The organism is Flavobacterium esculini, assembly GCF_048284325.1.
Lineage (GTDB): Bacteria > Bacteroidota > Bacteroidia > Flavobacteriales > Flavobacteriaceae > Flavobacterium.
On record NZ_JBLVPI010000003.1, the window covers coordinates 132,498 to 156,269 of the forward strand.

Annotated in this window: 15 protein-coding genes; 2 read left to right on the plus strand and 13 right to left on the minus strand. The window is 36.1% G+C overall.

Annotation, left to right across the window (positions count from 1 at the left end; all coding sequences use genetic code 11):
- Position 1 precedes the first annotated feature (1 nt).
- Complete coding sequence (locus ACNQGG_RS03985) at positions 2-1,510, plus strand: rhamnogalacturonan acetylesterase (protein WP_417961742.1); 1,509 nt, start codon at positions 2-4, stop codon at positions 1,508-1,510.
- Between the two features lie 41 nt (positions 1,511-1,551).
- Positions 1,552-2,862, plus strand: coding sequence for a right-handed parallel beta-helix repeat-containing protein (locus tag ACNQGG_RS03990; protein ID WP_417961743.1), 1,311 nt, complete (start codon positions 1,552-1,554; stop codon positions 2,860-2,862).
- Positions 2,863-3,028: 166 nt separating this feature from the next.
- Here ACNQGG_RS03990 and ACNQGG_RS03995 read toward each other — a convergent pair whose 3' ends face one another.
- From ACNQGG_RS03995 to ACNQGG_RS04055, 13 genes are all read right to left on the minus strand, one after another.
- Positions 3,029-5,518 (minus strand): glycosyl hydrolase 115 family protein, encoded by a 2,490-nt coding sequence (locus ACNQGG_RS03995; RefSeq protein ID WP_417961744.1) that lies wholly within the window; start codon positions 5,516-5,518, stop codon positions 3,029-3,031.
- 35 nt (positions 5,519-5,553) lie between these two features.
- Positions 5,554-6,879: a rhamnogalacturonidase gene (locus ACNQGG_RS04000; protein WP_417961745.1), complete on the minus strand. Its 1,326-nt coding sequence runs from the start codon at positions 6,877-6,879 to the stop codon at positions 5,554-5,556.
- Positions 6,880-6,885: 6 nt separating this feature from the next.
- On the minus strand, positions 6,886-8,292 hold the full coding sequence (locus tag ACNQGG_RS04005; protein ID WP_417961746.1) for a family 43 glycosylhydrolase: 1,407 nt from the start codon (positions 8,290-8,292) through the stop codon (positions 6,886-6,888).
- Positions 8,293-8,580: 288 nt separating this feature from the next.
- Positions 8,581-10,917, minus strand: coding sequence for a glycoside hydrolase family 2 TIM barrel-domain containing protein (locus tag ACNQGG_RS04010; protein WP_417961747.1), 2,337 nt, complete (start codon positions 10,915-10,917; stop codon positions 8,581-8,583).
- 176 nt (positions 10,918-11,093) lie between these two features.
- A complete protein-coding gene (locus tag ACNQGG_RS04015) occupies positions 11,094-12,440 on the minus strand; it encodes a TolB-like translocation protein (RefSeq protein ID WP_417961748.1) in 1,347 nt (448 codons plus the stop codon).
- A complete protein-coding gene (locus ACNQGG_RS04020; protein WP_417961749.1) occupies positions 12,437-13,798 on the minus strand; it encodes a glycoside hydrolase family 88/105 protein in 1,362 nt (453 codons plus the stop codon). Before ACNQGG_RS04020 ends, ACNQGG_RS04015 begins: the two co-directional genes overlap by 4 nt.
- Before the next feature lie 29 nt (positions 13,799-13,827).
- Positions 13,828-15,120 (minus strand): DUF4861 domain-containing protein, encoded by a 1,293-nt coding sequence (locus tag ACNQGG_RS04025; protein WP_417961750.1) that lies wholly within the window; start codon positions 15,118-15,120, stop codon positions 13,828-13,830.
- 273 nt (positions 15,121-15,393) lie between these two features.
- Positions 15,394-16,506 carry a PKD domain-containing protein gene (locus ACNQGG_RS04030; protein ID WP_417961751.1) on the minus strand — a complete coding sequence of 371 codons (1,113 nt, stop codon included), beginning with the start codon at positions 16,504-16,506 and terminating at the stop codon, positions 15,394-15,396.
- A 14-nt stretch (positions 16,507-16,520) separates the two neighbouring features.
- Positions 16,521-17,915, minus strand: coding sequence for a glycoside hydrolase family 28 protein (locus ACNQGG_RS04035; RefSeq protein ID WP_417961752.1), 1,395 nt, complete (start codon positions 17,913-17,915; stop codon positions 16,521-16,523).
- Positions 17,916-18,240: 325 nt separating this feature from the next.
- A complete protein-coding gene (locus tag ACNQGG_RS04040; RefSeq protein WP_417961753.1) occupies positions 18,241-20,664 on the minus strand; it encodes a DUF4982 domain-containing protein in 2,424 nt (807 codons plus the stop codon).
- Between the two features lie 245 nt (positions 20,665-20,909).
- Positions 20,910-21,236 carry an L-rhamnose mutarotase gene (rhaM, locus tag ACNQGG_RS04045; RefSeq protein ID WP_417961754.1) on the minus strand — a complete coding sequence of 109 codons (327 nt, stop codon included), beginning with the start codon at positions 21,234-21,236 and terminating at the stop codon, positions 20,910-20,912.
- The gene (locus ACNQGG_RS04050; protein ID WP_417961755.1) at positions 21,221-22,261 is read right to left on the minus strand and encodes a family 43 glycosylhydrolase; all 1,041 of its coding nucleotides are present in this window, start codon (positions 22,259-22,261) and stop codon (positions 21,221-21,223) included. Before ACNQGG_RS04050 ends, rhaM begins: the two co-directional genes overlap by 16 nt.
- Positions 22,262-22,279: 18 nt before the next feature.
- Entirely contained in the window at positions 22,280-23,683 is a 1,404-nt protein-coding gene (locus ACNQGG_RS04055; protein ID WP_417961756.1) for a sulfatase-like hydrolase/transferase, read from the minus strand.
- Positions 23,684-23,772: the final 89 nt, after the last annotated feature.

Here is a 23,772-nt window from a genome sequence, read left to right on the forward strand (position 1 = left end):
TATGAAATTGATTAAAATACTTTCTGTCATCTGTTTAGCATTTTTGTTATTTAATTTTACGGAAAAACAAAAAAACAAACCAACTGTTTATACCGTTGGAGATTCAACCGTAAAAAATGGCAGTGGCAAAGGTGACGGTGGACTTTGGGGCTGGGGAGATTACATAGGCCAATTTTTGGACACTTCAAAAGTTAGACTCGAAAACCACGCTTTGGGCGGAACCAGTAGTAGAACTTTTCAAGACAAAGGTTTGTGGTTGCCTGTTTACAATAAACTAAAAAAAGGAGATTATGTGCTGATTCAATTTGGACATAATGATGATGGGCCTTTAAATGATGATTCCAGAGCCAGAGGAACTATCAAAGGGATTGGTGAGGAAACCGAAGAAATCGACAATATGCTGACCAAGAAACACGAAGTCGTTCATAGCTATGGTTGGTATATTAGAAAACTGGTTAAAGATGCCAAATCCAAAGGTGCAATTCCAGTGATTTGTTCTTCGATTCCTAGAAATGATTGGAAGGAAGGCAAAGTGCCTCGCAACAATAAATCCTATGGTTTATGGGCGCGACAAATCGCTGAACAAGAAAAAGTGACTTTTATCGAACTCAACGATAACATGGCCATCGAAATGGAAAAATTGGGTGAAGCAAAAGTAACCGGAACCTATTTCTACAAACGCGACCACACCCATACATCGGCAAAAGGAGCGGTACTTTCTGCTTCGGTAATTATCAATGAATTGAAAAAAAGTAATAATTCTTTAAAAAAATATATTTTAAAAAATCCAAAAATTGTTCTTCCTGTCAAGAAAAAAGTCTATTTGATAGGTGATTCGACAATGGCGGATAATGGTAACAATCCTAATGCCGTGGGTTGGGGAGTTACTTTTCCTAACTATTGTGATACTACAAGAATCGAGGTCATTAATAAGGCCAGAGGAGGAAGAAGCACGCGTACTTATACCAAAGAAGGTTTGTGGGATGCGGTAAAAAATCAATTAAAACCGGGCGATTTTGTAATGATACAATTCGGTCATAACGATGCCGGAGCGGTTGATAAAGAAAAATTTAGGGGTTCACTAAAAGGAAACGGCAATGAAACCCAAGAAGTAGTTCGGGACAGTTTGACCGAAACGGTGCATACTTTTGGGTGGTATATGGAAACGTTTATTAAAGAAGCCAAAGCAAAAGGAGCTATTCCTATCGTTCTGAGCCAGACTCCAAGAAACGAATGGCCAAACGACAAAGTAGAACGCAGAAGCGATACTTATGGAGGGTGGTCGAAAATAGCAGCAACGAATGCGGGGGCTTTTTATATCGATTTAAACGAAATAGTAGCCTTGAAATACGAAGCTTTGGGCAAAGAAAAAGTGAAACCTTTTTTCCCAAAAGACCACACCCATACTGGTTTTGAAGGTGCAAATCTTAACGCTCTTACCGTAGCGGAGAGTCTCAAAAAAATAAAAGAATGTGGATTGAAAGAGTACATAGAAATTCCTGCGAAATAATCTAATTACTCATTTTAACTCTTTTGATATAATATCAGCAAATGAAAAATATAATTTTAATTATCACATTTTTGCTAAGTAGCTTTTTCACATTCGCTGCTGAATATTATGTTGCCCCGAATGGAAAAGATTCCAATATTGGAAGTATAGACAAGCCTGTCGAAACCATAAAAAGAGCCCAGGAATTAGCTAGTGCTGGAGATACCGTTTACATCAGAGGCGGTATGTATACAATGAGAGTAGAACAAATAGCAGCATATAATCGTGCTATGGCTTATGTCACCAAACTGGACAAAAGCGGAATCAGTTATTTAGCTTTTCCAAACGAAACACCAGTATTTAAATATAACAACATTACCCCCGCCAATTATCGCATTATAGCATTTTATGTCAATGGAAGTAATATTCGCATCAAAGGTATTGAAATAACTGGTGTTCAAGTAACAATAACAACCCATACACAATCCGAATGTTTCGAGGTTCAAGGGAGCAATAATACCCTGGAACAACTGCAACTACATGATAATATGGCTATTGGCATTTACATATTGAAAGGTTCCAATAACCTGATATTAAATTGTGATGCCTTCAGAAATTGGGATTCAGTATCCGAAGGTGGCAAAGGAGGAAATACCGATGGTTTTGGATGCCACGCTCCTATTGGCAATAAAAACAACATCTTTAAAGGATGTCGCGCTTGGTTTAATAGTGATGACGGCTTTGATTTAATTAATTCTGGAGAAACTGTTTTAATTGAAAATTGTTGGGCTTTTTACAATGGCTATACCTCGGACTTTATAAGCCGCGCAGACGGTAATGGTTTTAAGGTTGGCGGTTATGGTGGTAGTCCTCTGGACAAAATACCTAATCCAATACCTCGGAACACTATTCAGTTTTGTCTGGCTGTAGGCAACAAGCAAAGTGGTTTTTATTCCAATCATCATTTAAACGGAAGTAATTGGTATAATAATTCGGCGTATCGAAATAAGAGAAACTATAATATGCTGAACAGAAAAGCTGCCAACACGGCGGATTATCTCACCAATGTTCCAGGCTGGGCTCATGTAATGAGCAACAACTTGGGCTACAAAGCCACGGAAAAAGAATTGACGGATATCGACAAATCTGCTTGTACGTTAACCCACAATTATTTTAACCTCAATCTAACGATTAATGATTCCGATTTTTTAAGCCTGGATGAAACGCTTTTAACAGCTCCCAGACAAGCTGATGGAAGTCTGCCTAAAAATAATTTCTTTAGATTAAATGCTGCAAGTAATATAATTAACGCTGGAACTGCTATTGGGTTTCCATTTAAAGGAACCGCTCCTGATTTAGGTTGTTTTGAATAGGTTAATCTTTTAAAACTACTGATAACTAATTCTGTGTACCATGCAACTTGTTTTTCTCAAAATGCCATTTTTTGTGTATATTTTTTAAGGATAGTTCATTCCTGCAAATAAAAATACCCTCCCAAAAATCAGATTTCAGGAGGGTGTTTTTATTTTTTAACAGCACTTATTTTTCTTCTTTATAGGCCGGTATTTCATAAGAGCTTCCCTGGTCCAAAGGATAAACAACTAATTGATCTAAAACAATTCCGGTTTGATTGACTGTGATAGTGACAGTATGCTTTCCAATATTTGCAAATGAAACTGGCAATTTTATAATCGCACTGTTTCGTAATACATTTTCTTTCCATGCAGTATCTCTATCTTTGGTGTTAATCAAAAAAGACTTTGTTTCTTTTCCGTCTATTTGTACTCCTACTTCATGGTCAAACTTGTTAGCATGAGTTGGGAGCAAATGAATTTCTATTTCGTAATTACCTGTATTATCTACTACAAATTCATAAGAAATTGAAGGTTTTACATCCTTAAAATAACTGTGCTTGAATGGAAATAAAGTAACTGCATTATTACTGAACCCTAAACCATTAATTGTTTCCCATTTATAGTTTTTGGAGGCTTTGCTGGCAACAAATTTGTTTGCCTGTATCGTAATCACGGATTTTGGACTTTGTTTTACTGGAATTTCTTTTGGCAATGTTTTTATGGAATCGAAAACCGGTAAATTTCTCGGATACATCGACATCATCCCATTCCATTTTCCTTTACTCAAGCCGTTGTTGTAATATGCCGTGAGTTCTTTGATCTTCTCAAAAGCTTTCGCCGATAAATTCAAATATTTTTCCTTTTGTTTCAAATCGGTTGTCAATGCCGCCAAATTCCAATATAAAAATTTATGGTTCATATATGCCGCTCCTTCAATTGGGTAAACCACCAATTGGAAATAAGCATCTTCTCTTTCTTCGGGAACAAGTGATGAGGTATCTACTGCAACAGTAGAATACAAGTCACCTATTTTGTTAATCAAATTATCGTAGGCTTTTATTCTTTCCAAAGATTCTTCTGCAGTAAAATCGGAAAGTTTTATTGGTGTTGTTGGCTCTGTCTGGCTCCATCCCATGTATTCCGGTTTTCTGAGGAATGCCAATCGGTAATGTTCTTCAAATACAGCACTTAAATCTTCTGCCATGTATGGAGAAAACTCTCTGCTGATCCAGTTTTTTAAATAGTGCTTAATCCCATCTGATTTGATGCTATTGATATCCCAAGCCATATCCAGAAAGAACTCCATATCATACTCGGCTGGTTTGATATCTCCCACATTGACAATCCACATTTTTTTTGCGCCATTTTCATAGGCTTTTTTCATTTCGTACCATATCAAACCAGGTTGGGTGGTACTTAGCCAAAGGTAATCGTGAGGTCTTCCCCAATAACTTAAATGATAATAAACGCCACCGCCTCCAGGTCTTTTTTGCTCTTCGGTATTGCTTAAGCGTCTAATGTATCCATAATTATCATCAGGCCAGACTAAAGTGACATCTTCAGGAATTTTAAGTCCGTTATCATACATTTCTAACACTTCTTTGTAGGGTACAAATGCTTGAGGAATGTCCTTTAAAGGTTTTTTAAAAGTATTGGATAGCATGTTACGCTGCACACCAATTATCTTTTCCACCATCGTGACAGACTCCTGTAAATCTTTTGCACCTTCCATTTTACTGTCATGTACGCCTCTCATTCCTAAAGTCATGATCGTTTCGTTTTGAGCAGATTTCAATTCATCTAATCGATCCTGCCAATATTTATCTACTTGTATTTTATTGGTAAAATAATTATAATCACCATGAATTTTTAGTTTCCATTCATCAACATTATTTCTTAGCATGGGTTCGGCATGGGAAGAACCTATAATGATATGGTATTTTTGAGCCATTTCTTTATTTCCGACAATTGTAAAAAAACCTTTTGTAGACGGATGCATGGCTGGCCAAATGGTATTGGATTTCAACCGCAGTAGCAATTGAAATATTTTTTCATACGTTTTAGGACCAATATCTTTTGTTTCTGTTTCAAAAGTTTTGGCTGCCCAAGGCTGTAATCCCCAATCTTCATCGTTTAAGAAAATGCCACGGTATTGTACTGATGGTGATGAAATAATACCTTTTTTAGGTAGTTTTAGCGACACTGTTTCTTTTTTTATGGGATGAACATCTGCCCACCATTTCCATGGAGAAATCCCCAGACGTTCCGCCATTTCAAAAATTGCAAATACCGTTCCTCGGACATCACTTCCTACTACCAAAAGATTATCTTTTTCTTTATTGATACAAAATTTCTCCCATTGACCTGATAATTTTTGCTGTATTAATTTTGATTCGAATAGCGCACTAGATACTTTTCCAATGTATATTCCTTTGTTCGAAAACGTTTTGGCAGTAACAATTTGAGGTCTTTTACCGCTTATCTCTTTAATATCATCCGCCAATTCATTAATAGCCCAAACAATTAAAGAATCGGTATCATTAGCAATAAAAATAGTCGCTACTTGATTCGAATTAGCAATTGGATAATCCGTCATACCTATATTCTGACTATACGATTTTACATCAAAAAAACACAATAGCGTTAACGATAAAATAAGGAAGTTTTTTTTCATTTCAATCAGTTCGAGTTGTACTATCTATTTTAGATTTATTTGATTAATTGCTTATTTACGTAAACATTTTTAAAAGTAACTCCTTTTATTATGCTTTTATCGATGGCCGTATTAGTAGCTTCAATATTCAAATTTTCAAAGGTAAAATTGGTTAAACGAACGTTAGGATCATTCTCTACTCCATAAAAAGTATCGCATTTAAGATCAATATTCTTTAACGTAATATTATCTCCGTATGATAAGGGTACATCGGGACGTCCTTTTAAATCAAAAAATTGTTTCCAAGCAAAAACAGCAAGGCACGTTTTAGCCTCTCCTTTTATATTTTCAACCCTAATGAACTCATATCTTTGAGGTGTATCAGGTCTCATTTTAAGCCATAATAATCTTGAAGCTCCATCAATTTGGCAATTCCGCATAATCACGTTTCTGTTGTGAATGGATTCGCTTCCGTTTGTTAATGCGGAATGACAAAATCCAAAATGGCAATCTTCAATAATAATATTAGAATTTGGTCCATTATTTTTATCCTGATCTGCATAAGGTCCTTTGCCGCCTTTTAATGCTATAGCGTCATCGTTTACAGACATATAACAGCCTTTTATAAGAACATTAGAACAAATATCAATATCAATGGCGTCTGTACTTGGGGCTTTAGCTTCGAGGTGTGGAGAAAAAATATAAACATCCAATATTTTTACATTATTACATTTATAAAAATGATTGGTCCAAAAACCTGAATTAATCAATTTTACATCTTGAAGTTGCACCTTATTAGAATTCCAGACAAATACTAATCTTGGTCTTGAAACTTCTAGGTTGGTACATTTTGGGTTCTCTTTGCGTCTTGCCCAAAATGCTTCCCAATACTTCGAACCATTCCCGTTTAGTGTTCCTTTACCTGAAATTGAAAAACCATCAACTCCATAGGCATTTACTAAAGCAGGAAAATAATCCAGATTTTGACCTTCCATTCGTGAAGGCATGATAGGATAATCTGAAATAGTATCCGAACCTTTCAAAGTAGCACCTTCAGAAATATACAAACTCGTTTTGGGTTTAAAAAACAAAGCTCCACTCAAAAAAACGCCTTTAGGAATTATGATTACTCCTCCTTTTTTTGATGCTTTATCAATAATCTTTTGTATCGCTGCAGTTTGAACTTTTGTACTGTCTCTACTAACACCATAATCAGTAATCGTATATTTTTTACCCAAATTATTTAATTTAATTTTAGAAAAATCATTAAACCATTTAGGGATTACTGTTCCGTCAGGAAAGGTATCAGTAGTGTTATTTTGCGAAAATGCAACCTGGGAAATTCCCAATATGCAAACAATTAGTGCGAAAAAATTTTTCATTATTATCTAGTTTTGAATTATTATTTTGTCAAGAGAAACGAAGTTTCCGGTACTGCCATAATCTGTTTTTCTTTTATCAGACCAATTTGATCTTTCCCCTGTTACAAATACGGTTAATGTGTAAGTATCGTTCTTTAAAATTGGAGATCTGAATACTTGTGTTGACAAGGATGACTTGCTATACATGTCAATCAGTGATTTTAATATCGTATGTCCTTTTTTGTCAGATAGTTCCACTCGAGCGTAACCGTTTTCGGTACCCACATAACTGTATAAAGCAATTCGGCTTCCACTGAATTTGATTGAAAAAGAGGCTTCTTTGTCGTCTGATTTACTTTCAGACCGTACACCTTCATCATTGAGATGGTTCCATTTTCCAATATATTGAATTTGCTTGTCCGTATTATCTATGATTTTATCGGTAGTTTTAATTGACGATGCAAGTCCGGTTGCAGTATTGATTTGCCATGCTTCCTGATAAGTAGGCATGGATAGTGAAGTTCCTGATATTAAAAGCGGTTGCCAAACATAAGTTGCTGATGAGGCCTGTTTAGGAAAAGACCAGCGATCTCCCATAAACATATAGGTAGTGCCTTTTGTCCCTTCAATAGCTAATACGAAAGTTGATTGTGAATTCCAGGTTAATGTACCTTCCGGAGCAATAAGTCCTCTCAATATCCAAGGGCCTTTGATAGCATTAGAAGTATAATAGTAATTATCATTGCGTTCCCAACTGGTGAGGTTTGAACCGATTAAATAATAAATACCGTCTTTATTAAACATCGTAGGGGATTCAAATCCTGGTGTCATATTTTTATTTATTTGCTCAACAACCGATTTGTAATCGTCGCTCAATTTATAAATTTCACCACCATGAATAAGGATATACCCAGCGCCATCCTTATCTTGGAAAGTTCCCATATCCCATTTTTTTATAGGTTTGTCATTAAAAAGCAATGGACCTTTAAATTCATAAGGGCCTTTAATCGTTTTTGAAGTTGCATAACCTACAAACTGATCCTTATAAGTAATCGAATCAGCATGCATAAACATAATATATTCTTTAGTTTTAGGGTTTTTCATTACTTTGACCCTTTCGCCAACCCGGTTAGGACCTAATTTACCCGAGTTTTGCACAGGAAGTGCTATTTGCTCAAATTTCCAATTATAAAGATCTTTTGAGGAGTAACAATTAAAACCAGCAAAAGCATTATTAGTATCACTATGGGCTTCGCCAAAAAGATAGAATTTACCTTTATCTTTAATGATATTTGCTCCATGGGCACTTACACTATTTCCGTTCTGGTCAAACCAAGGTGTTCCAGAATATATGGCATCCGTTTTTCCAGGCAGTTGTGCGAATAAAATAGAAGTATTGATTAAAAAGACAATACATACTATTTTTTTACTCAAGTGTATGAAAATGGAATAACTACTTCGGAACATATTTTAGAATTTACATTTAATAATCAAATATATTCAATTCTGTTTTGTACTGTATCCTGTACTATCGGTATAATTATCTGTAAAGTACTATAGACAATAGTGAGATGATTTTTATATGTTTTAGCTAATCTATTACAGTAATCGATACCTCTTTTAAAACATAAAAAAGGCAATATTTTCAATTGAAAGTGCTGCCTTTTTATGGATAGTATTCACGTTGTATATACTACTTTTTGAATCAGTTTTAGGTTGGCATCAGTTTTTTTCTGGAACGATATCAATGGCTATTGAACCTTCTTGAAGTCCTTCTGCACTTGCTTTTATCTCAATTTTACCACCATTTTTGGCGGCCTTAATGATTGCGATTGTTTTCCCATTGTATGCTTGTCTTTCAGAAGCTTGATAGGCTTCATGACTAATGATATTACCATTGTCAACTCCAATAATTTTACCGGAATCCGCAATAGTAAATTTTATTAGATTATCTGCATTTGCACATGGTATACCTTTATCATCAACAATTGTTGCTGTGATAAAAGAGACATCATCCCAATTATTTGTTAGCGTTGGATTACTTTTAGTAAGTATAATTTTTGATGGTTTTCCGGCAGATGTAAATGCTTCTTGAGCTGCAATTTTATCATTATTTTTTCCAATTGCCTTTATGGTACCTTCTTCAAAAGTGACATTCCATTCTCTTGGTGAATCATCAGCTGGTTTTTTTACTGATCCTAATGACTTTTCATTAAGGAAAAGTTCCACTTCATCGCAATTGCTATACACCTGAACTTTTGCATTATCATAGGTATCAAAATCATTTGGTGTCCAATTGCCAACCCAATTTCCTGCTCCGGCATTTTCAGATTTTCTCACGATGTGTACTACTGGTTCAGTAGACCACCAGCTATCTCTCTGTAAGGCTTGCTGTTTCCAATTTCCGGCTCTGTCAAACAAACCTTGATTGTTGGTCGTTTCTGGCCAGTCAGCTTCACCTAAATAATCATAACCCGTCCATAGAAATTGACCTGCCATATACGGTTTGTCGCGTAAAGCAAGCCATTGATTAATAACGTGGGTGTTTTCGGTACCCAATACTTTCCAATTTGGGTGTGCTTCATGTGCCGCAATTAATTCATTTTCACGATAATTTTGCCCTACCACATCCATCTGTTCTGCAAAACCGCTAAGATACACTTTGGAATTAGCAGGTCTGAACAGCGCCATTGTTACGGGTCTGGTGTCGTCATATTTCTTTACAAGGTCTTCCTGCATTTTATATTTTTTGTACCCTTCAGGATAACTTAGGTCGTCATGTATTTCATTTCCAATACTATAAATAACGATAGAGGGATGATTTCTATCTCTCAAAATGACATCTCTTGTATCTTGTTCCCACCAATCCGTGAAATATAAATTATAACCTTTTTCGCCATTATGCTTAGCGGAATTCCACGTGTCAAAGGTTTCATCCATTACTACAAATCCCATTTGGTCACACAAATCAAGAAACTCCGGAGCAACAGGATTGTGTGAGGTACGGATGGCATTTACACCAACTTCTTTTAATTTTTTAAATCGTTCTTTCCATACGCCTAAAGGTACTGCCGCACCAACCGCTCCGCCATCGTGATGCAAACAAACTCCTTTTAATTTTAAATTTTTACCATTTAACCAAAAGCCAGATTCAGCAATGAATTCTGATTTTTTAATTCCAAATGGAATAGTTTGATTATCGATAAGTGTAGTTCCTGAATATAATTTGGTAGTTGCAGTGTATAAATTAGGTTCGTCAATATCCCATAATTTTGGATTTGCGATTTCAATGTCTTGCGACAATAAGCTCGTTGTGTTTGCTGCAATATTTTTTTGGCTTTCAACAGTTTTCACCACTTTTCCTTTAGCATCAACAATTTCGATTTGTAATTTGTAATTCCCCCCGATTCCTTTATTCTCAATTTCTACCTTTAGATTCACTACTCCTTTAGTGGCTGTAGCAAGTGGTGTCGAGATAAATGTTCCCCAATGTTTAAAATGAGTTGGATTTACCGAAACTAAACGAACGTGACGATAAATACCTGCGCCAGTGTAATAACGGGAAGCAGGTTGGATTGAATTATCGGCTCTCACTGCTATAACGTTAGCCTTGCCAAAGTTTAAATAAGGAGTAAGGTCATAAGTAAAGCTGGTATACCCGTACGGGCGTTTTCCTAAATGTTTTCCATTTATCCATACCTCACTATTAGCCATGATTCCATCAAATTCGATTGTACATATTTTTTTCGCATCAGCGGCATTCATTTCAAATGTTTTGCGATACCATCCAATTCCAGTTGGTAAATAGCCACCGCCACGGCCTGATGTGTTGTCTCTATCATAAGGTCCTTCAATGCTCCAATCATGAGGTACATCTAATTTTCTCCATTGTGTATCATTAAACAAAGGTTTCTCTGCACCAGGGACTTCTCCTTTTATAAATTGCCAGCCACTATCAAAATTAGTTACTTTGCGTGCTTGGGAAAAACCGTCTGTAGCCAAAGCTAAAAACAACAATAAGAAGGTAAATGGTAAATGTTTTATTTTAAAATAGTTCATTTTTTTTAATTTTTGAATTGGGTAAATTTCTCCCCAACATTCGTTTTATTAGTACTCTTTATTTTTCAATTTTAGCATCTGCGTAAGCTGCGTGAGAATTTTGGCATGCAGATTACGCTGATTTTGTAAAAGAAACTATTTTTTAAAATTTGAAGGTGTCTTTTTTATTGACTTAGTTATTCAACTTTACGTTTCAACCATTTTTTTGGCACATTGACAATACAGATATTCATGGTACGATTGTCTTCAGAAAGCATCGCCGATTGTATTTCTATTTTAGTTCCATCGCGATTAAAAGTAGGGTGTAAATGATCAGCCGCAGTTTCTTTATGACCCGTTGTAAGCATTATCATTTCGTTAGTTTTTCGGTCAATTAGATATAAACTTCGCGAAAAATCATCGCCCACGGCCCATCGTCCATCAGCTGAACCATGTACGTGCCATAAACCGCTACCGTTTTTAGTTTGCCCTGCAATAATCATCTCTCTGGTTCTAAGATTTACAATGGCAAGACCTGTAGGTTTTTCTCTAGTTCCAGTGGCTCCCCAATTACTTTCTTGGCCGGGATTGACTGGATTTCTTATCTCGCCGTTGGCCGCAACTTCCACAGGGGGATCTTTCTCAATATCAATTTTTCGATGTCCCATAATCGCCATGGCTACTTCATCTTTAGAAATTACGGCTTCGTGTGTAACCCATTCAAAATCGGATTCAGGATACAAAGGGCGTAAACCTGTACCGTCTGCCATAACAGTCCACGTACGTTGGGGTGACTTCCCCCCTGTTTCCCAGCAAAAAATAATTTCGCCCGGATTCCAGATATTTGATTGGATGTGTCCAATTTGAAAAGGAACCGAAATGACATGCTTCAACTCGCCTGTTTTCAAATTCATGCTACCTATTCCGCCCGGGCCAGCGCCCATATTTCTGGGTCCAAAACTTTTTTCGAGAGTAACCCCGGCAGTCAAATGTTTAGCGGCTTCTTCTTTTCCAACTCTAAAATAAACGCTGCCTTCATCGGCATCCAATGCCATATCGCCTGAAGCACCCATTTCCGGATTAGTCATACCACAGACACGTTCGTAAGCCGAAACGGGTTTCATTTTTCCTGATTTACTGTCTTCAAATACACTCGCCAAATTTACTTCTATGATTTGCATTTTGTCTTCTTGGCCTTTACGCATAAAGTACAATTTCATTGACTTTTGCGCTATGCAAAGCGTTCCGTTATAACCGCCTTCTGTAACTTGAACCAATACACCCGATTTTTCATTGACCGCAATGGCTTCCCCTTTAACTCTGTTAGATCTAAACACCAACCATTTCCCGTCTGAAGTCCACTGTGGGTGCGTTGGATACGTTTTGGAATCGCCCGCCGATTTTGTCGTTAAAAAAATTAATTCCTGACCCGTAACAGGGTCTTTAATTGTCTTTTTTTCGGATGGAAAACGAGTACCAATTTGACCAAAAGTAGTCGCCGTAACCAATACTATAATGGTATGTAAAAGGGGGTTAATTTTCATTTGTGTTGGTTGTTTTTACCTTCTATTTTTAATTGGACAGAGCTATCGTTGATTTCGAATTGACTGTCTTTCAATAACAAAATCACTTCAGATCCAGCCAATAAAACAGGCCCATAGCCATGAGCTGCAAATACATTTATTGGACGATAGTAATAAAAAGCAGGGTCAAATCCCATACCTGTTCCCACACAAGTTCCTTCTACTTGTCCTTTGGCATTGACTTTGGAGGCTACTGCATTCCATGCCAATAGAACCGCTGGTGCGTAAGTCATTTTATCAACATAACCACGATTAATGGCTCTGGCAATTGAATAGGTGTAAATGGCTGTTGCCGAAGTTTCTAGATAAGTATCATTTCTATCCAATAATTGGTGCCAAAAACCAGTTCCGTCTTGGTATTTTGCCAATCCTTTGATATGTGCTTGCAATTGCGCCAAAACTCCTGCATATCCTGGGTGGTTTTTAGGCAAAACTTCCAATAATTCAACCATTGTCATCACTGCCCAACCATTAGCTCTACCCCAGTGAAATTGAGGATGGTCTTCCATAGATTGCACCCAACCGTGCATGTAAATTCCTTTTTCTTTATTGAACATTCTCCCTGAAAACTGGTTGACTTGTTTTACGGCATCATCAAAATATTTAACATCTCCTGAATATTTACCCATTTGGGCAAGTGCCGGTACGCTCATGAACATGTCGTCTAACCAAAGCGTGTTGTCCTGAGGTCTGTTTCTGGCCAAAGTTCCATCTTGCAGTCTAAATTGCTTGTTGCTGATGAAGTCAATATAATTATTAATCAGCGGATCTACATTTGCTTTTAGTCCCTCTTGCTTTGCTTTTATAAAGGCTGCACAAAGTGCTCCTGCAAAATCTAATGCTTCAGGATGCAAGGTTTTGAGCATGTCTTTATCTTTGATGTTTTGCTCTTTATAATTTTCGGCGATATCTGCGATTAATTTGATTCGCTTGTTGGAATAATCGGCAAAATATTTTTCGCCCGTAGCTTTAGAAGCTAAAAGCATTCCCGCATAAGTAACTCCCCATTCGTAACTGGTAAGTCTAAAAGCACCTGACTCAAACATGATGTCTTCATTGCCTTTTTTATAATTCGTGATTTCCGCTTTTGTCGTTGCATTTACAATTTTAGAAGCTGAATTTGCATCCAGAAATTTATAAACTCTGTCCAATACCTTTTTGATACTATCTTTTTGAGGAGTTCCATAAGGTGTTGGATAATCTGGTTGAAGCAAATGCAGTGGCGCGGTTGCATCGTTTTTTTGTGCATGTACTGTAGCTGTTGATACTAGCACGCTCGTAAACAAAAGCGTTGCGATTTTAGAAAAAGAATGTTTCATACTATCGGTTTTAGAAATACAAATAAGGTTTATTTATTGATTTTAACAGTGATTTCGGTAGAAAGTTGTTTGGCTAAGTTGATTACATAATTATTGAAATAGGCCGAATCCTTGAAATTTTTATCGGCACTCAATTCCCAAGCTGCAATGGCATAATAACTGATTGGCTCCTTGTTTTCGACTTTGAATTTAGCCAAATAAGAATTGGTTAGTTGCCCTGTTTTTGGCGCTTCCATATAGCCGTTGTATCCCTTTTTAGGAACTATTATTGCTGTTCCCATAATCCATTCGCGATTATAACCTAAGTTATCATGTTGAATAAGACAAACAAAATTACCGGCTTCAACTACATTTAAAGGTTTTTGATTGTTAATGTTTGATAAGGCAATAAGTAACATTTCGTTTCCTTTAAGTCCATCCAGACTAACTGTGTTTTTATAGCCATACATTCCGGGCCAGATAGACGTAATTTCTTTTACCTGATACTTATTTCCCGATGCATTCCAATTGTGATAATCATAACTTAAAACAGAATTTTCAGGTCCTTCACTCACAATTTTAAAAGTTGTCTTTTCGATATTATTCAAAGTGTCGGTTCCAAGAATTCCAAGTCTGTTAATTTCATTTCCTACGAGTAATGCGTACCCCCCAAGGCCAGCTGAACTTCCCACGGGAAAAACATCTCTTCCCCAATCATACATCACATGATAATTATCTTCTACGGCTCCTTTACTGTTAATTCCAACATTTTCCGGAGTAATGGCAGGTATTTTTTTTCCAAAAACATCTTTGGCATTTCTACCATCTAGATAATGCCTAAAACCTACTTTGTCATTTTCCCAGGAAGGACCATCGGTTTGGTATTTTTGAAAACCTAGTTTTTTATAGACTTGATTCGCATTTACAGTTTCTTCGGTTGCGGGTTGTAAAGGTTCGTTTTCGGTTTCTCTTTTTCCAAATCTTGCGCTAGTTCTAATCGTAAATTTAGGTGCTTTTTTTACCCAAACAAGTTGGGTATTTTTCTTTTCATTGGCCGAAAAATTGGTCACTACAAATAGTTCATCCCATTTTCCATCGCCATCTAAATCATTAACTTGAGAAGGGATCGTGTCATTTTTATAAACCAATACAGGGTAATTATTCAAATCTCCTTTTACAGGCAACAGCTTTCTTGCGATAGAAATTGGTTTATCTGTTAATTCCAAATTAGAATTATTGGTTAACACTATTCTTGTTTCAGAAGTGTTTTTATACGTTTTACAGCCTACAAAAGCCATAATTACTAAGGCTACAGGCAAGTATAATTTAATTTTAGGTGACATTTTTTTTTATTTAAATTATTTTGATTCTTTTTCTTTTTTATAATTTTTTGATGTAAAATCAATTTTATATGAATCTTTCCCATGGAACTTTTTAACTCAATATTTCCTATTTTCAACGGATTAAAATCCGTTGCTACAAAACAAATCGTTCCTATGGAACTTTACATAAGAGAGCAGTAGGCTCGTAACATATTGTAGCAACGGATTTTAATCCGTTGAAAACAAATTTTTAATAGATTGAATAATTACATTTTTTAATTTTTTTAGATTTTTTTATTTCAATGCTACATCCCAAACTTTGGAAAGTCTGGATTTGCCTTTAGGGCCTTCAATATTTAAAACCACAATATATTTTCCAGCTTGTTTATATTGATGTATTGGGTTTTGCTCTGAAGAACTTGTTCCATCCCCAAAATCCCATTTCCACGATTTGATTTCCCCCTCGGATTTATCTATAAAAGCAACCATTCTTCGATTCATATCAACCACATTAAAAGACCATTTTGTAGCTATTCCTTTCTTGAACTGATCTTCAAGCGGCATTAATTTAAAAGGCAAACTATAGCTGGCATTTCCGTACATGGTATGCTCTTTTGATAAGTTCCAAAACCCATTATTGGCCTCTTTATTCACATCATCATAATCAATTATTGCCCAACAAAGTCCTATGTTTTTATTTTCTTCCAATATGGATTCAATAGCTCTTTCAGGATCATTTCCTGCATAATCAAAAGGAGTTATCCAAAACTCCAATGTCAATTTTCCTGATTCTCCGGGTTTAAAATTGTAATGTGTCGCAGCATTGGAATACGGCAATTCTTTTATCCAGGGCTGACTTCCCCAAGCTAAAGCCCAATCTTTTCCTTCCGAAGGGGTAAAAATATGATAGTTTTGTGCATGAACGCCATGATAAGAGAAATAGCCATCCATCGTATTTGTCAATGATTTATTGGGATGAAAACGATCAATAAATGGGCCTCCGGATTGATCGCCGTCTACAGTGATTTCAAATATATCGTTGTGCAAACCCGTCAAATAAAAATCCCAATAATTATCGTAGGCTTCATATAAAAAATACAGCCGATTCAATCCTTTTACCCAAGCCACTTTTACACTCACATCCAGATTTTTCGGATCCGCTTTAGTTTGTTTTCCACTGTCATCCCATAATTCTCCCATTCCAACAGCATAACTTTCAGGAACTATTTTCCAATCTTCTGCATTTCCGTCAACCGTAGGGATTTTATTTGCTGGAAACTGAAAAATTTTAAAACTGCGGTTTTCTTGTGACCAAGCCTGAACTCCAAAAAATAAGAGTATCAGCAATGACAAAAATGATTTTTTGCATCGTTTTAACCAACATTTATTTTTAAAATCTAAAGTCATATTTTATAAATTAATTACAGTTTGGGAATATCTATGGCCTTATATTTTGCAGGATTAGCTGATTCTCCTTTAAAATTAATCAGTTCTAATCCTGTCACATTATTTGCTTGAATGGCATTTGTAAAATAATCCGGAATCGAATTACCCCAAGCTATGCTGCAGTTTTCTAATACTACACGATCGCTATACCGAATAAAAATCCCCGGAGTATCATGATTTTCAATACCTTCATACGCTTTTGTAGGGCGGTTGTCAAAGACATTACCGGGATATTTTGTCCATCTGTTTAAGGTAACGGCAACATTATAAAGTCGGATATCGGTGATTCTACTTTCTTTTGTACCATTGATACGGATACTGTTTTCGGCCATTCCTTTTACATTTTCAATTAAAACATTGTGAATTTTTCCAATTTTAGTCTCCGGATTGCGCTGTATCGCTGTTAGTGAAATCGCCTCACCACGCCCCCACCAAGGATTAGAATGATATCGGGAAATAAAATTTATATCTCTAAAAACGATGTTATACACATCCCCTTCATCACGCAATTGGATTGTCAATCCGCGGCAACTGGTTTTTATTTCACATCGTTCAAAAACAATATTGTATATATCTTGTGCTGTTTCTGTTCCTATTTTTAATCCCGAATCCTGAGTTTCCAATTTACAATCGTGAACCCAAATATTCGCAGATGGACCGTAATCAATTTCTTGTTGCGTTGCTTTTACTACTATCGCATCATCACCACAGCTTATTTCGCAATTACGTATTTCAACATTTCGGCAATGATCGGGGTCAATTCCATCGCAATTAGGTACGTCAAGATTATTTTTGATTTTTACGCCATCGATTAAAACATTTTCACAACCCAGCATGTGCAGACTCCAAGAAGGTGCTTTTTCAATAGTGATATCCGTTATTTCTAAATCTATACATTTAGTAAGAATAAATAATTTTGGTCTCCAGTCTTTTGGCATCCAAATTTCCTTTACCGTATCGTAATGCGACATAAACTCTAATGCTCGTCCATTAATACTTCCTGTACCTGATATTTTCAGGTTTTTAACATCATTCGCTATTATGGAACCTTCAACCAAATAATCTTCTTTTTTAGTGCTTACCAAAAGTTGTGCGTTTCCTTCTAAATAAAATTCAATGTTACTTTTTAAAACCAGCGTACTAATAAGATATTGGTGGTTTGTAGGAAGTAGAACTTTTGTTCCATTCCCTAATTTTGCAGCTACGTCAATTGCTTTTTGGATTGCCTTTGTATCTAACACTTTTCCATTACCAATAGCGCCGTACTTTATAACATCTATAACGGTTACTACTTTCTGAGCTTTAACAGATATAACTCCGAAATTAATTAAAAGTAATAATAAAAATATATTTTTAAAGCTGTTATTCATTGGTACTTTCGTTTAAATTATATCTTCCGACAGCTTTCAAATATATTCAATAAAAATAGTTATACTGTCCTGTAGTATAGGGTTCACGACAAATTAAACTTTTAAAATATGTTAAAAAAAAAATCTTCGAAAATCTGCTATATCTGTGTGAAAAATTGCACGCAGATATAGCAGACTTTCGAAGATTAAAATTAATTAATTCGCAATACAACGATTGTTATAAAGATGAATTAAAGATTTTAAAAAGTGTATTTTGTTGTACACTCTTTGTAATCGGGGTTGACTGTTCCTTGATTTGTTTTTAAAGTGTGATTACAACCCGAAATCAATTTGATTTCAAAGGTATTTTTCCGGTTTTGAGTCCTTTACCCGTAACTTCTAATTCTATTTCACCCGCTTTTGAAGTGGACTGAACCAAAACAACTAATTTACCGTTAAATAGTTTCATGGTAGGTAAATGAAATAGTTCCAAAGAGGTAGCGTCTCCATTACACGCTGCGCGATACGTTCCTTTTCCGGTTACCTTAAAATGGAGTTGTTGCGTAGCATTTGGACAAGGATTACCTTTTTTATCTACTACAGAAACCGTAACAAAAGCTAAGTCTTCCCCATTCGCTTCCAGGTTCGTTCTATCGGCTTCGAGTTTTATTTGGTATGGCTTTTCTGCGGTATGGATTTCTTCTTCAGCAACACGATTTCCTTGTTTGTCAAAAGCAACTACTTTTACCGTTCCGGGTTCGTATTTGACATCCATCCACATCAATCGGTAACGGTTTTGTGGTGTGGCATTATTTTTTCTTTTAATTCCCATACTTTTCCCATTCACAAAAAGTTCGGCACTTTCATAATTTGTGTAGACAAATATAGGTGTCGTTTGTCCTTCTCTTCCTTCCCAATTCCAATGTGGCAAAATATGTAAGGTTTTATCATTGGTATTCCAACGACTACGGTACAAATAGAATCTATCTTTTGGTAAACCAGCTAAATCACTGATCCCAAAATAAGAACTTCGGGAAGGCCACTTTTCATCATAAGGCGTAGGTTCGCCTAAATAATCAAAACCAGTCCATACAAATTCACCGATAACCCAAGGCTTGTCATCTTGCAAAACAAAATCATCATCCGGTAAATTAGACCAACTGCAATATTCTAAATCATAAGAAGAAGTTTGAAAATCATCATATTGTTTGGATTGTGCTTTCACCACAGGGAATTTATAAATACCTCGTGAACTTACTGTTGATGCCGTTTCAGAGCCTAAAATAAAACCTTGCGGAAATTTTCCAAAAGCTTCTTCATACAAATGAACGCGATAATTAAGTCCCGGAATGTCTAACAATGCCCCAAATCCTGATGCCAACGTAGCTTTTACCTGATCCATTCCTACAGTTACCGGTCTTGTAGGATCCTCACGATGAAATATATCCTGCAACCACTTCGCTCGTTTAACTCCTTCTGCTCCATGTTGATCCGGAACTTCATTCCCAGAGCTCCACATCACGATACACGGATGATTGCGGGTTGCTTGAACCAAATTCACAATGTCTTTTTCAGCATCTGTTTCAAAGAATCGGTGGTAGCCATTTTTAACTTTTGGCTTGGCCCATTCATCAAAACTTTCTGCCAAGAACATGAATCCCATTTCGTCACACAATTCCAGTTGTTCCAATGACGGCATATTGTGTGAACTGCGAATGGCATTGCATCCCATATCTTTTAAAATAGTCAACTGCCTGCGCAAAGCGGCTTTGTTGATTGCAGTTCCTATAGGCCCTAAATCGTGGTGCAAACAAACCCCTTTGAATTTGCGTACTTCACCATTTAAACTAAAACCTTTGTTTGCTTCGTATTTAATGCTTCGAATACCAAATCGCGTGGTTATTTCATCTTTCAGGACATCGCCAAGATATATTTGAGATGTAGCTGTATAGAGATAAGGGCTTTCCGGACTCCATAAATGCGGGTTTTTGACGGCAATATTTTGTTCGAATTCATTTCCGAAAAGAGTCGAATTCTCGTTAGTTGCTACTTCAATTCCTTTGGCGTCTTTTATTTTGGTGATAATGCGAAGGTTTCCTCCGGAAACTTTTGTTTTAATCGTCACTTTAGCCAAATCAGAAGAGATAAATGGCGTGGTAATAAAAGTTCCCCATTGATCAATACTCTCTTTATTTTTAACTATAATTTTTACTTTTCTATACAAACCAGCTCCAGGATACCAGCGCGATGATAATCCAAGATTTGATAAATGAACCGCCAGACTGTTTTTTCCGTTGGCTGCAACATAATCTGTAATATCAAAATAGAAGTAATTGTAACCGTAATTCCACTCTCCCACTTTTTTGCCGTTTACAAATACTTTGGGTTCGCTCATAGCGCCTTCAAAAAGGAGAATCACTTTTTTGTTTTTGTCAAAATGCGGTATTGAAAATCCATTGCGATACCAAGCTTCTCCAATATAAGGCAAGGCTCCTGTTCGTCCTGTTTTTTCAGTAGCTATTTTTTCTCCGTTTTGCTCAATGGCAGCAATTTGCTTATCTATTTCTTTATCAAAAGGACCGTAAATAGCCCAATCATGAGGAACGTTTACAGTTTGCCATTTCGAATCATTAAAATCATTTTCGAAAGCCTTTTCGTTAATGCCTTTTGAAAATTTCCATCCATTCGTAAGTTCAGTAACTACCCTTTCTTGTGCATGGATCCCGGAAGATACCAGCAAAATAGTTAATATTAAAAGCGTATATTTCATAGCATTCATAGTTCTTATTTGTCTAATAATCGTACGGATTATTTCCTTTGATTTTTATTAAATATTAAAATTTTAAATATAGAGAAAAGTTTATTTCTTCTCATTTAAGACAAGCTCCTTTTGACCGTTTACAAGGAATATTTTTCGCTCTACGCTGAAAAAATGGACAGTGAAATCTAATCGACACTTTTTGTAGCTTTAGATTTTGTGGTTCATTTTTGAAATAAAAACCACTTGTGTAAACTTTAATCCATGTGAAAAACTTCTTTTAAAGGACTCGCAATTGGCGAATTATCTGGATTTGTTTCCATAATATCTCCCATATACGCCCACCATTTTTTTACGATAGGATGGTTGGGTAAAAAATCCATATCAAAATCTTCGTTTATTTTTTGAACTGCAAAAAGTATCAGCGTTTCTTCATCCAGAAAGATACTATAATCCTGAATGCCGGTTTCAGAAAGTAAGCTTTCTAATTCAGGCCAAATTTCGTCGTGTCTTTTTTTATACTCCAATTCAAAACCTGGTTTTAATTTCATTTTAAAAGCATTGCGAATCATTTTATTTTCCATTTTTTTGTTGGTTTAAGGTTAATCGTTACAGGTTTGTCACGGTTGCATATAATTGCACCGTTGTTATATTCTAATTCGGCTACTTGAATGGAACTTCGTCTGGTTTCAAAAGTATCTTTTCCTTTATTTTCGGGAGTGCGTCCAGGATGTGTAAAGTAGAAAATATAAGCTTTATCATCCTTTACAATTACATCTGCATGGCCGCCAATTACTTTATCATCTTCACCTGTTCCAGGGATTTGTAAGATATTTTTTTCTTGTCGGATCCAATTTACAAAATCATCAGAAGAAAAAACCCCTAAGCCTTTCCAAGCATCGATTATCATCCAGTTTTTGTTTTTCCATTGAAATACTTTTGGCCCTTCTCCTCGATCTTTTACTACTTTTTTACCGCTGTCAACCCAATGGTATAAATCTTTGCTGTCCGCATAATATATCGATTTACCATCGTTTTCATTATTGTAGTACATGCGCCAGATTCCATTTGGCAAACGAAATACAGAAGCATCAATGCAACGTTCAGATGCGAGATTTAATTTGGATTCGAATTTCCAATCGACCCCATTTTTACTGGTTAAATGAACGATATAACGTGGGTGGTACCAATCTTCGAAAATACCAGGAACAATAGTTAAGTACATGTGATATTTTCCTTTATGTTCAATTACCTCCGGAGCCCAATAGGTACCGTCTTTCATACCGTCTTTCATACTGTAATTGATCGTGCAATTGGCTTTGTAAGTCCAATGGGCACCATCGGATGATTCAGCAATGCCAATGGGAGTTCCATGAACCCAGCTTACGCCATTCCCTCCAATATTGGCTCTGCGATTGGTATAAAACATAAACCACTTTTTCTCTTTTTCATTCCAAATTATTGTAGGGTCAGCAGCACCATCATAAATTGCATCACGAAATAATGGTTTGTCAGCAATAGTATTTTCCTTTTTTTGTTCCCTTTTTTGAGCAAAAACAGGGAGGCAACACAGCATTAATAATAGGATAAATAATTTTTTAAGCTTCATATTATTGGAGTCATTTTTTTATTTTAAATCTGCATTGACTTTTTTATCGTCTTTTAAAAACTGCTGTTTCAATGCTGTTTTCATTTGAGCAGCAATTGTAGCATTATCCAAAATTACATTTTGTTTTTCTTCCGGGTCATTTTCAATATTGTAAAGTTCAAATAATGCAGGAGAATCATCAGCATGACGGCTTCGAATGATTTTCCAAGGTTTGCGTATCAGGCTTTCTTGAATGTGTCCTCTGATGTATATGTCATGCTTTGTTGTTTTAGAATTGAAAATGGTTTGCCATATGTTTTCTCCTTCAACTCCTTTTGGTATTTCGGCTCCTGAAAGGGTCAGAAAGGTAGGCATAAGATCTGTGATGGCGATGTAGTTGTTATTCTTTTTAGGAGTCAGATGGTTTTTCCAATACACAATAGCCGGAACTCGAATGGCGCCCTCATAATTGGATGTTTTCCAATCTCGCAAAGGAAAATTGCTTCCCAACACAGGATTGGATTCATGTACTCCTCCATATTCATTTTTAGAATTCCAGTTTTCCATGGCGCCATTATCGCTTAAAAAAACGATAAGGGTATTGTCCTCTAAATTCAATTTCTTTAAGGCTTCCATCACCAATCCAATACTATAATCCATATGGGTCATGGCAGCTGCATAATCTCTTCGGGAGCTATTTTTGATGGTTTTTAAATAAGGTTTTTTCCATTTATCTTCTTCCTGCAATGGGAAGTGGGGTGCACTGTATGCCAACTGAATGTAGAAATTTTTGGAGGAATCTCTTTTATTCGCCAGCCAATCTATCGTTTCTTTGGTGACTAAATCAGTGGTATGTCCTTCTTCTGTAATAAAGGTGCCGTTTCTATACCAACTCGCATCGCCGTTCTTGTATTTGTGGGTGTATTGATCAATTTGTCCGTGAAGAAAACCATAAGAATAATCAAAACCAAAAACATTGGGGCCGCTTGCAGTATTGAGTCCTAAATGCCATTTGCCGAATAAGGCAGTTTCATAATTCTTTTTTTTCAAAGCTTGTGGTAGGGTCGTTATTGAATCGGGTAAGCTTAGTTTGCTTTTGTCGCTAATGGGTGCCACAATTCCGATTCTACTGGACGGCATTCCGGTTAAAAGAGACGCTCTTGATGGAGAACAGGTTGGGCTCGTATAAAATCGGTTGAGTTGAATTCCTTTTTTTGCCAAGAAATTAATGTTAGGCGTTTGTATTTCAGAACCATTATAGTTTACATCATTCCAGCCTGCATCATCAGCAATGATTACCAAAATGTTAGGCTTTTTCTCTGCCGTTTTCTTGTCTACTATTTGAGAGTAAACTCCCAATGGGATGACCAAGCATATTAAAAACAAACATTTTGAAGTTCTTAAAAAGAAGGTTTTAAGGAGGTATCTGGAAGTCCATTTCATGAAAAGAAGATGAGTATTTTATTTCAAATTTATTTATTTATTGTTTCAATACTGTCCTGTGCTATAGGGTAACTGATTTAGCCATAAAA

Coding starts and splice junctions, on each gene's coding strand:
- ACNQGG_RS03995 (WP_417961744.1), bottom strand. CDS start 5,518: ATGAAAAAAAACTTCCTTATTTTATCGTTAACGCTATTGTGTTTTTTT.
- ACNQGG_RS04000 (WP_417961745.1), bottom strand. CDS start 6,879: ATGAAAAATTTTTTCGCACTAATTGTTTGCATATTGGGAATTTCCCAG.
- ACNQGG_RS04025 (WP_417961750.1), bottom strand. CDS start 15,120: ATGTCACCTAAAATTAAATTATACTTGCCTGTAGCCTTAGTAATTATG.
- ACNQGG_RS04040 (WP_417961753.1), bottom strand. CDS start 20,664: ATGAAATATACGCTTTTAATATTAACTATTTTGCTGGTATCTTCCGGG.
- ACNQGG_RS04015 (WP_417961748.1), bottom strand. CDS start 12,440: ATGAAAATTAACCCCCTTTTACATACCATTATAGTATTGGTTACGGCG.
- ACNQGG_RS04035 (WP_417961752.1), bottom strand. CDS start 17,915: ATGAATAACAGCTTTAAAAATATATTTTTATTATTACTTTTAATTAAT.
- rhaM (WP_417961754.1), bottom strand. CDS start 21,236: ATGGAAAATAAAATGATTCGCAATGCTTTTAAAATGAAATTAAAACCA.
- ACNQGG_RS03990 (WP_417961743.1), top strand. CDS start 1,552: ATGAAAAATATAATTTTAATTATCACATTTTTGCTAAGTAGCTTTTTC.
- ACNQGG_RS04010 (WP_417961747.1), bottom strand. CDS start 10,917: ATGAACTATTTTAAAATAAAACATTTACCATTTACCTTCTTATTGTTG.
- ACNQGG_RS04020 (WP_417961749.1), bottom strand. CDS start 13,798: ATGAAACATTCTTTTTCTAAAATCGCAACGCTTTTGTTTACGAGCGTG.
- ACNQGG_RS04030 (WP_417961751.1), bottom strand. CDS start 16,506: ATGACTTTAGATTTTAAAAATAAATGTTGGTTAAAACGATGCAAAAAA.
- ACNQGG_RS04055 (WP_417961756.1), bottom strand. CDS start 23,683: ATGAAATGGACTTCCAGATACCTCCTTAAAACCTTCTTTTTAAGAACT.
- ACNQGG_RS04050 (WP_417961755.1), bottom strand. CDS start 22,261: ATGAAGCTTAAAAAATTATTTATCCTATTATTAATGCTGTGTTGCCTC.
- ACNQGG_RS03985 (WP_417961742.1), top strand. CDS start 2: ATGAAATTGATTAAAATACTTTCTGTCATCTGTTTAGCATTTTTGTTA.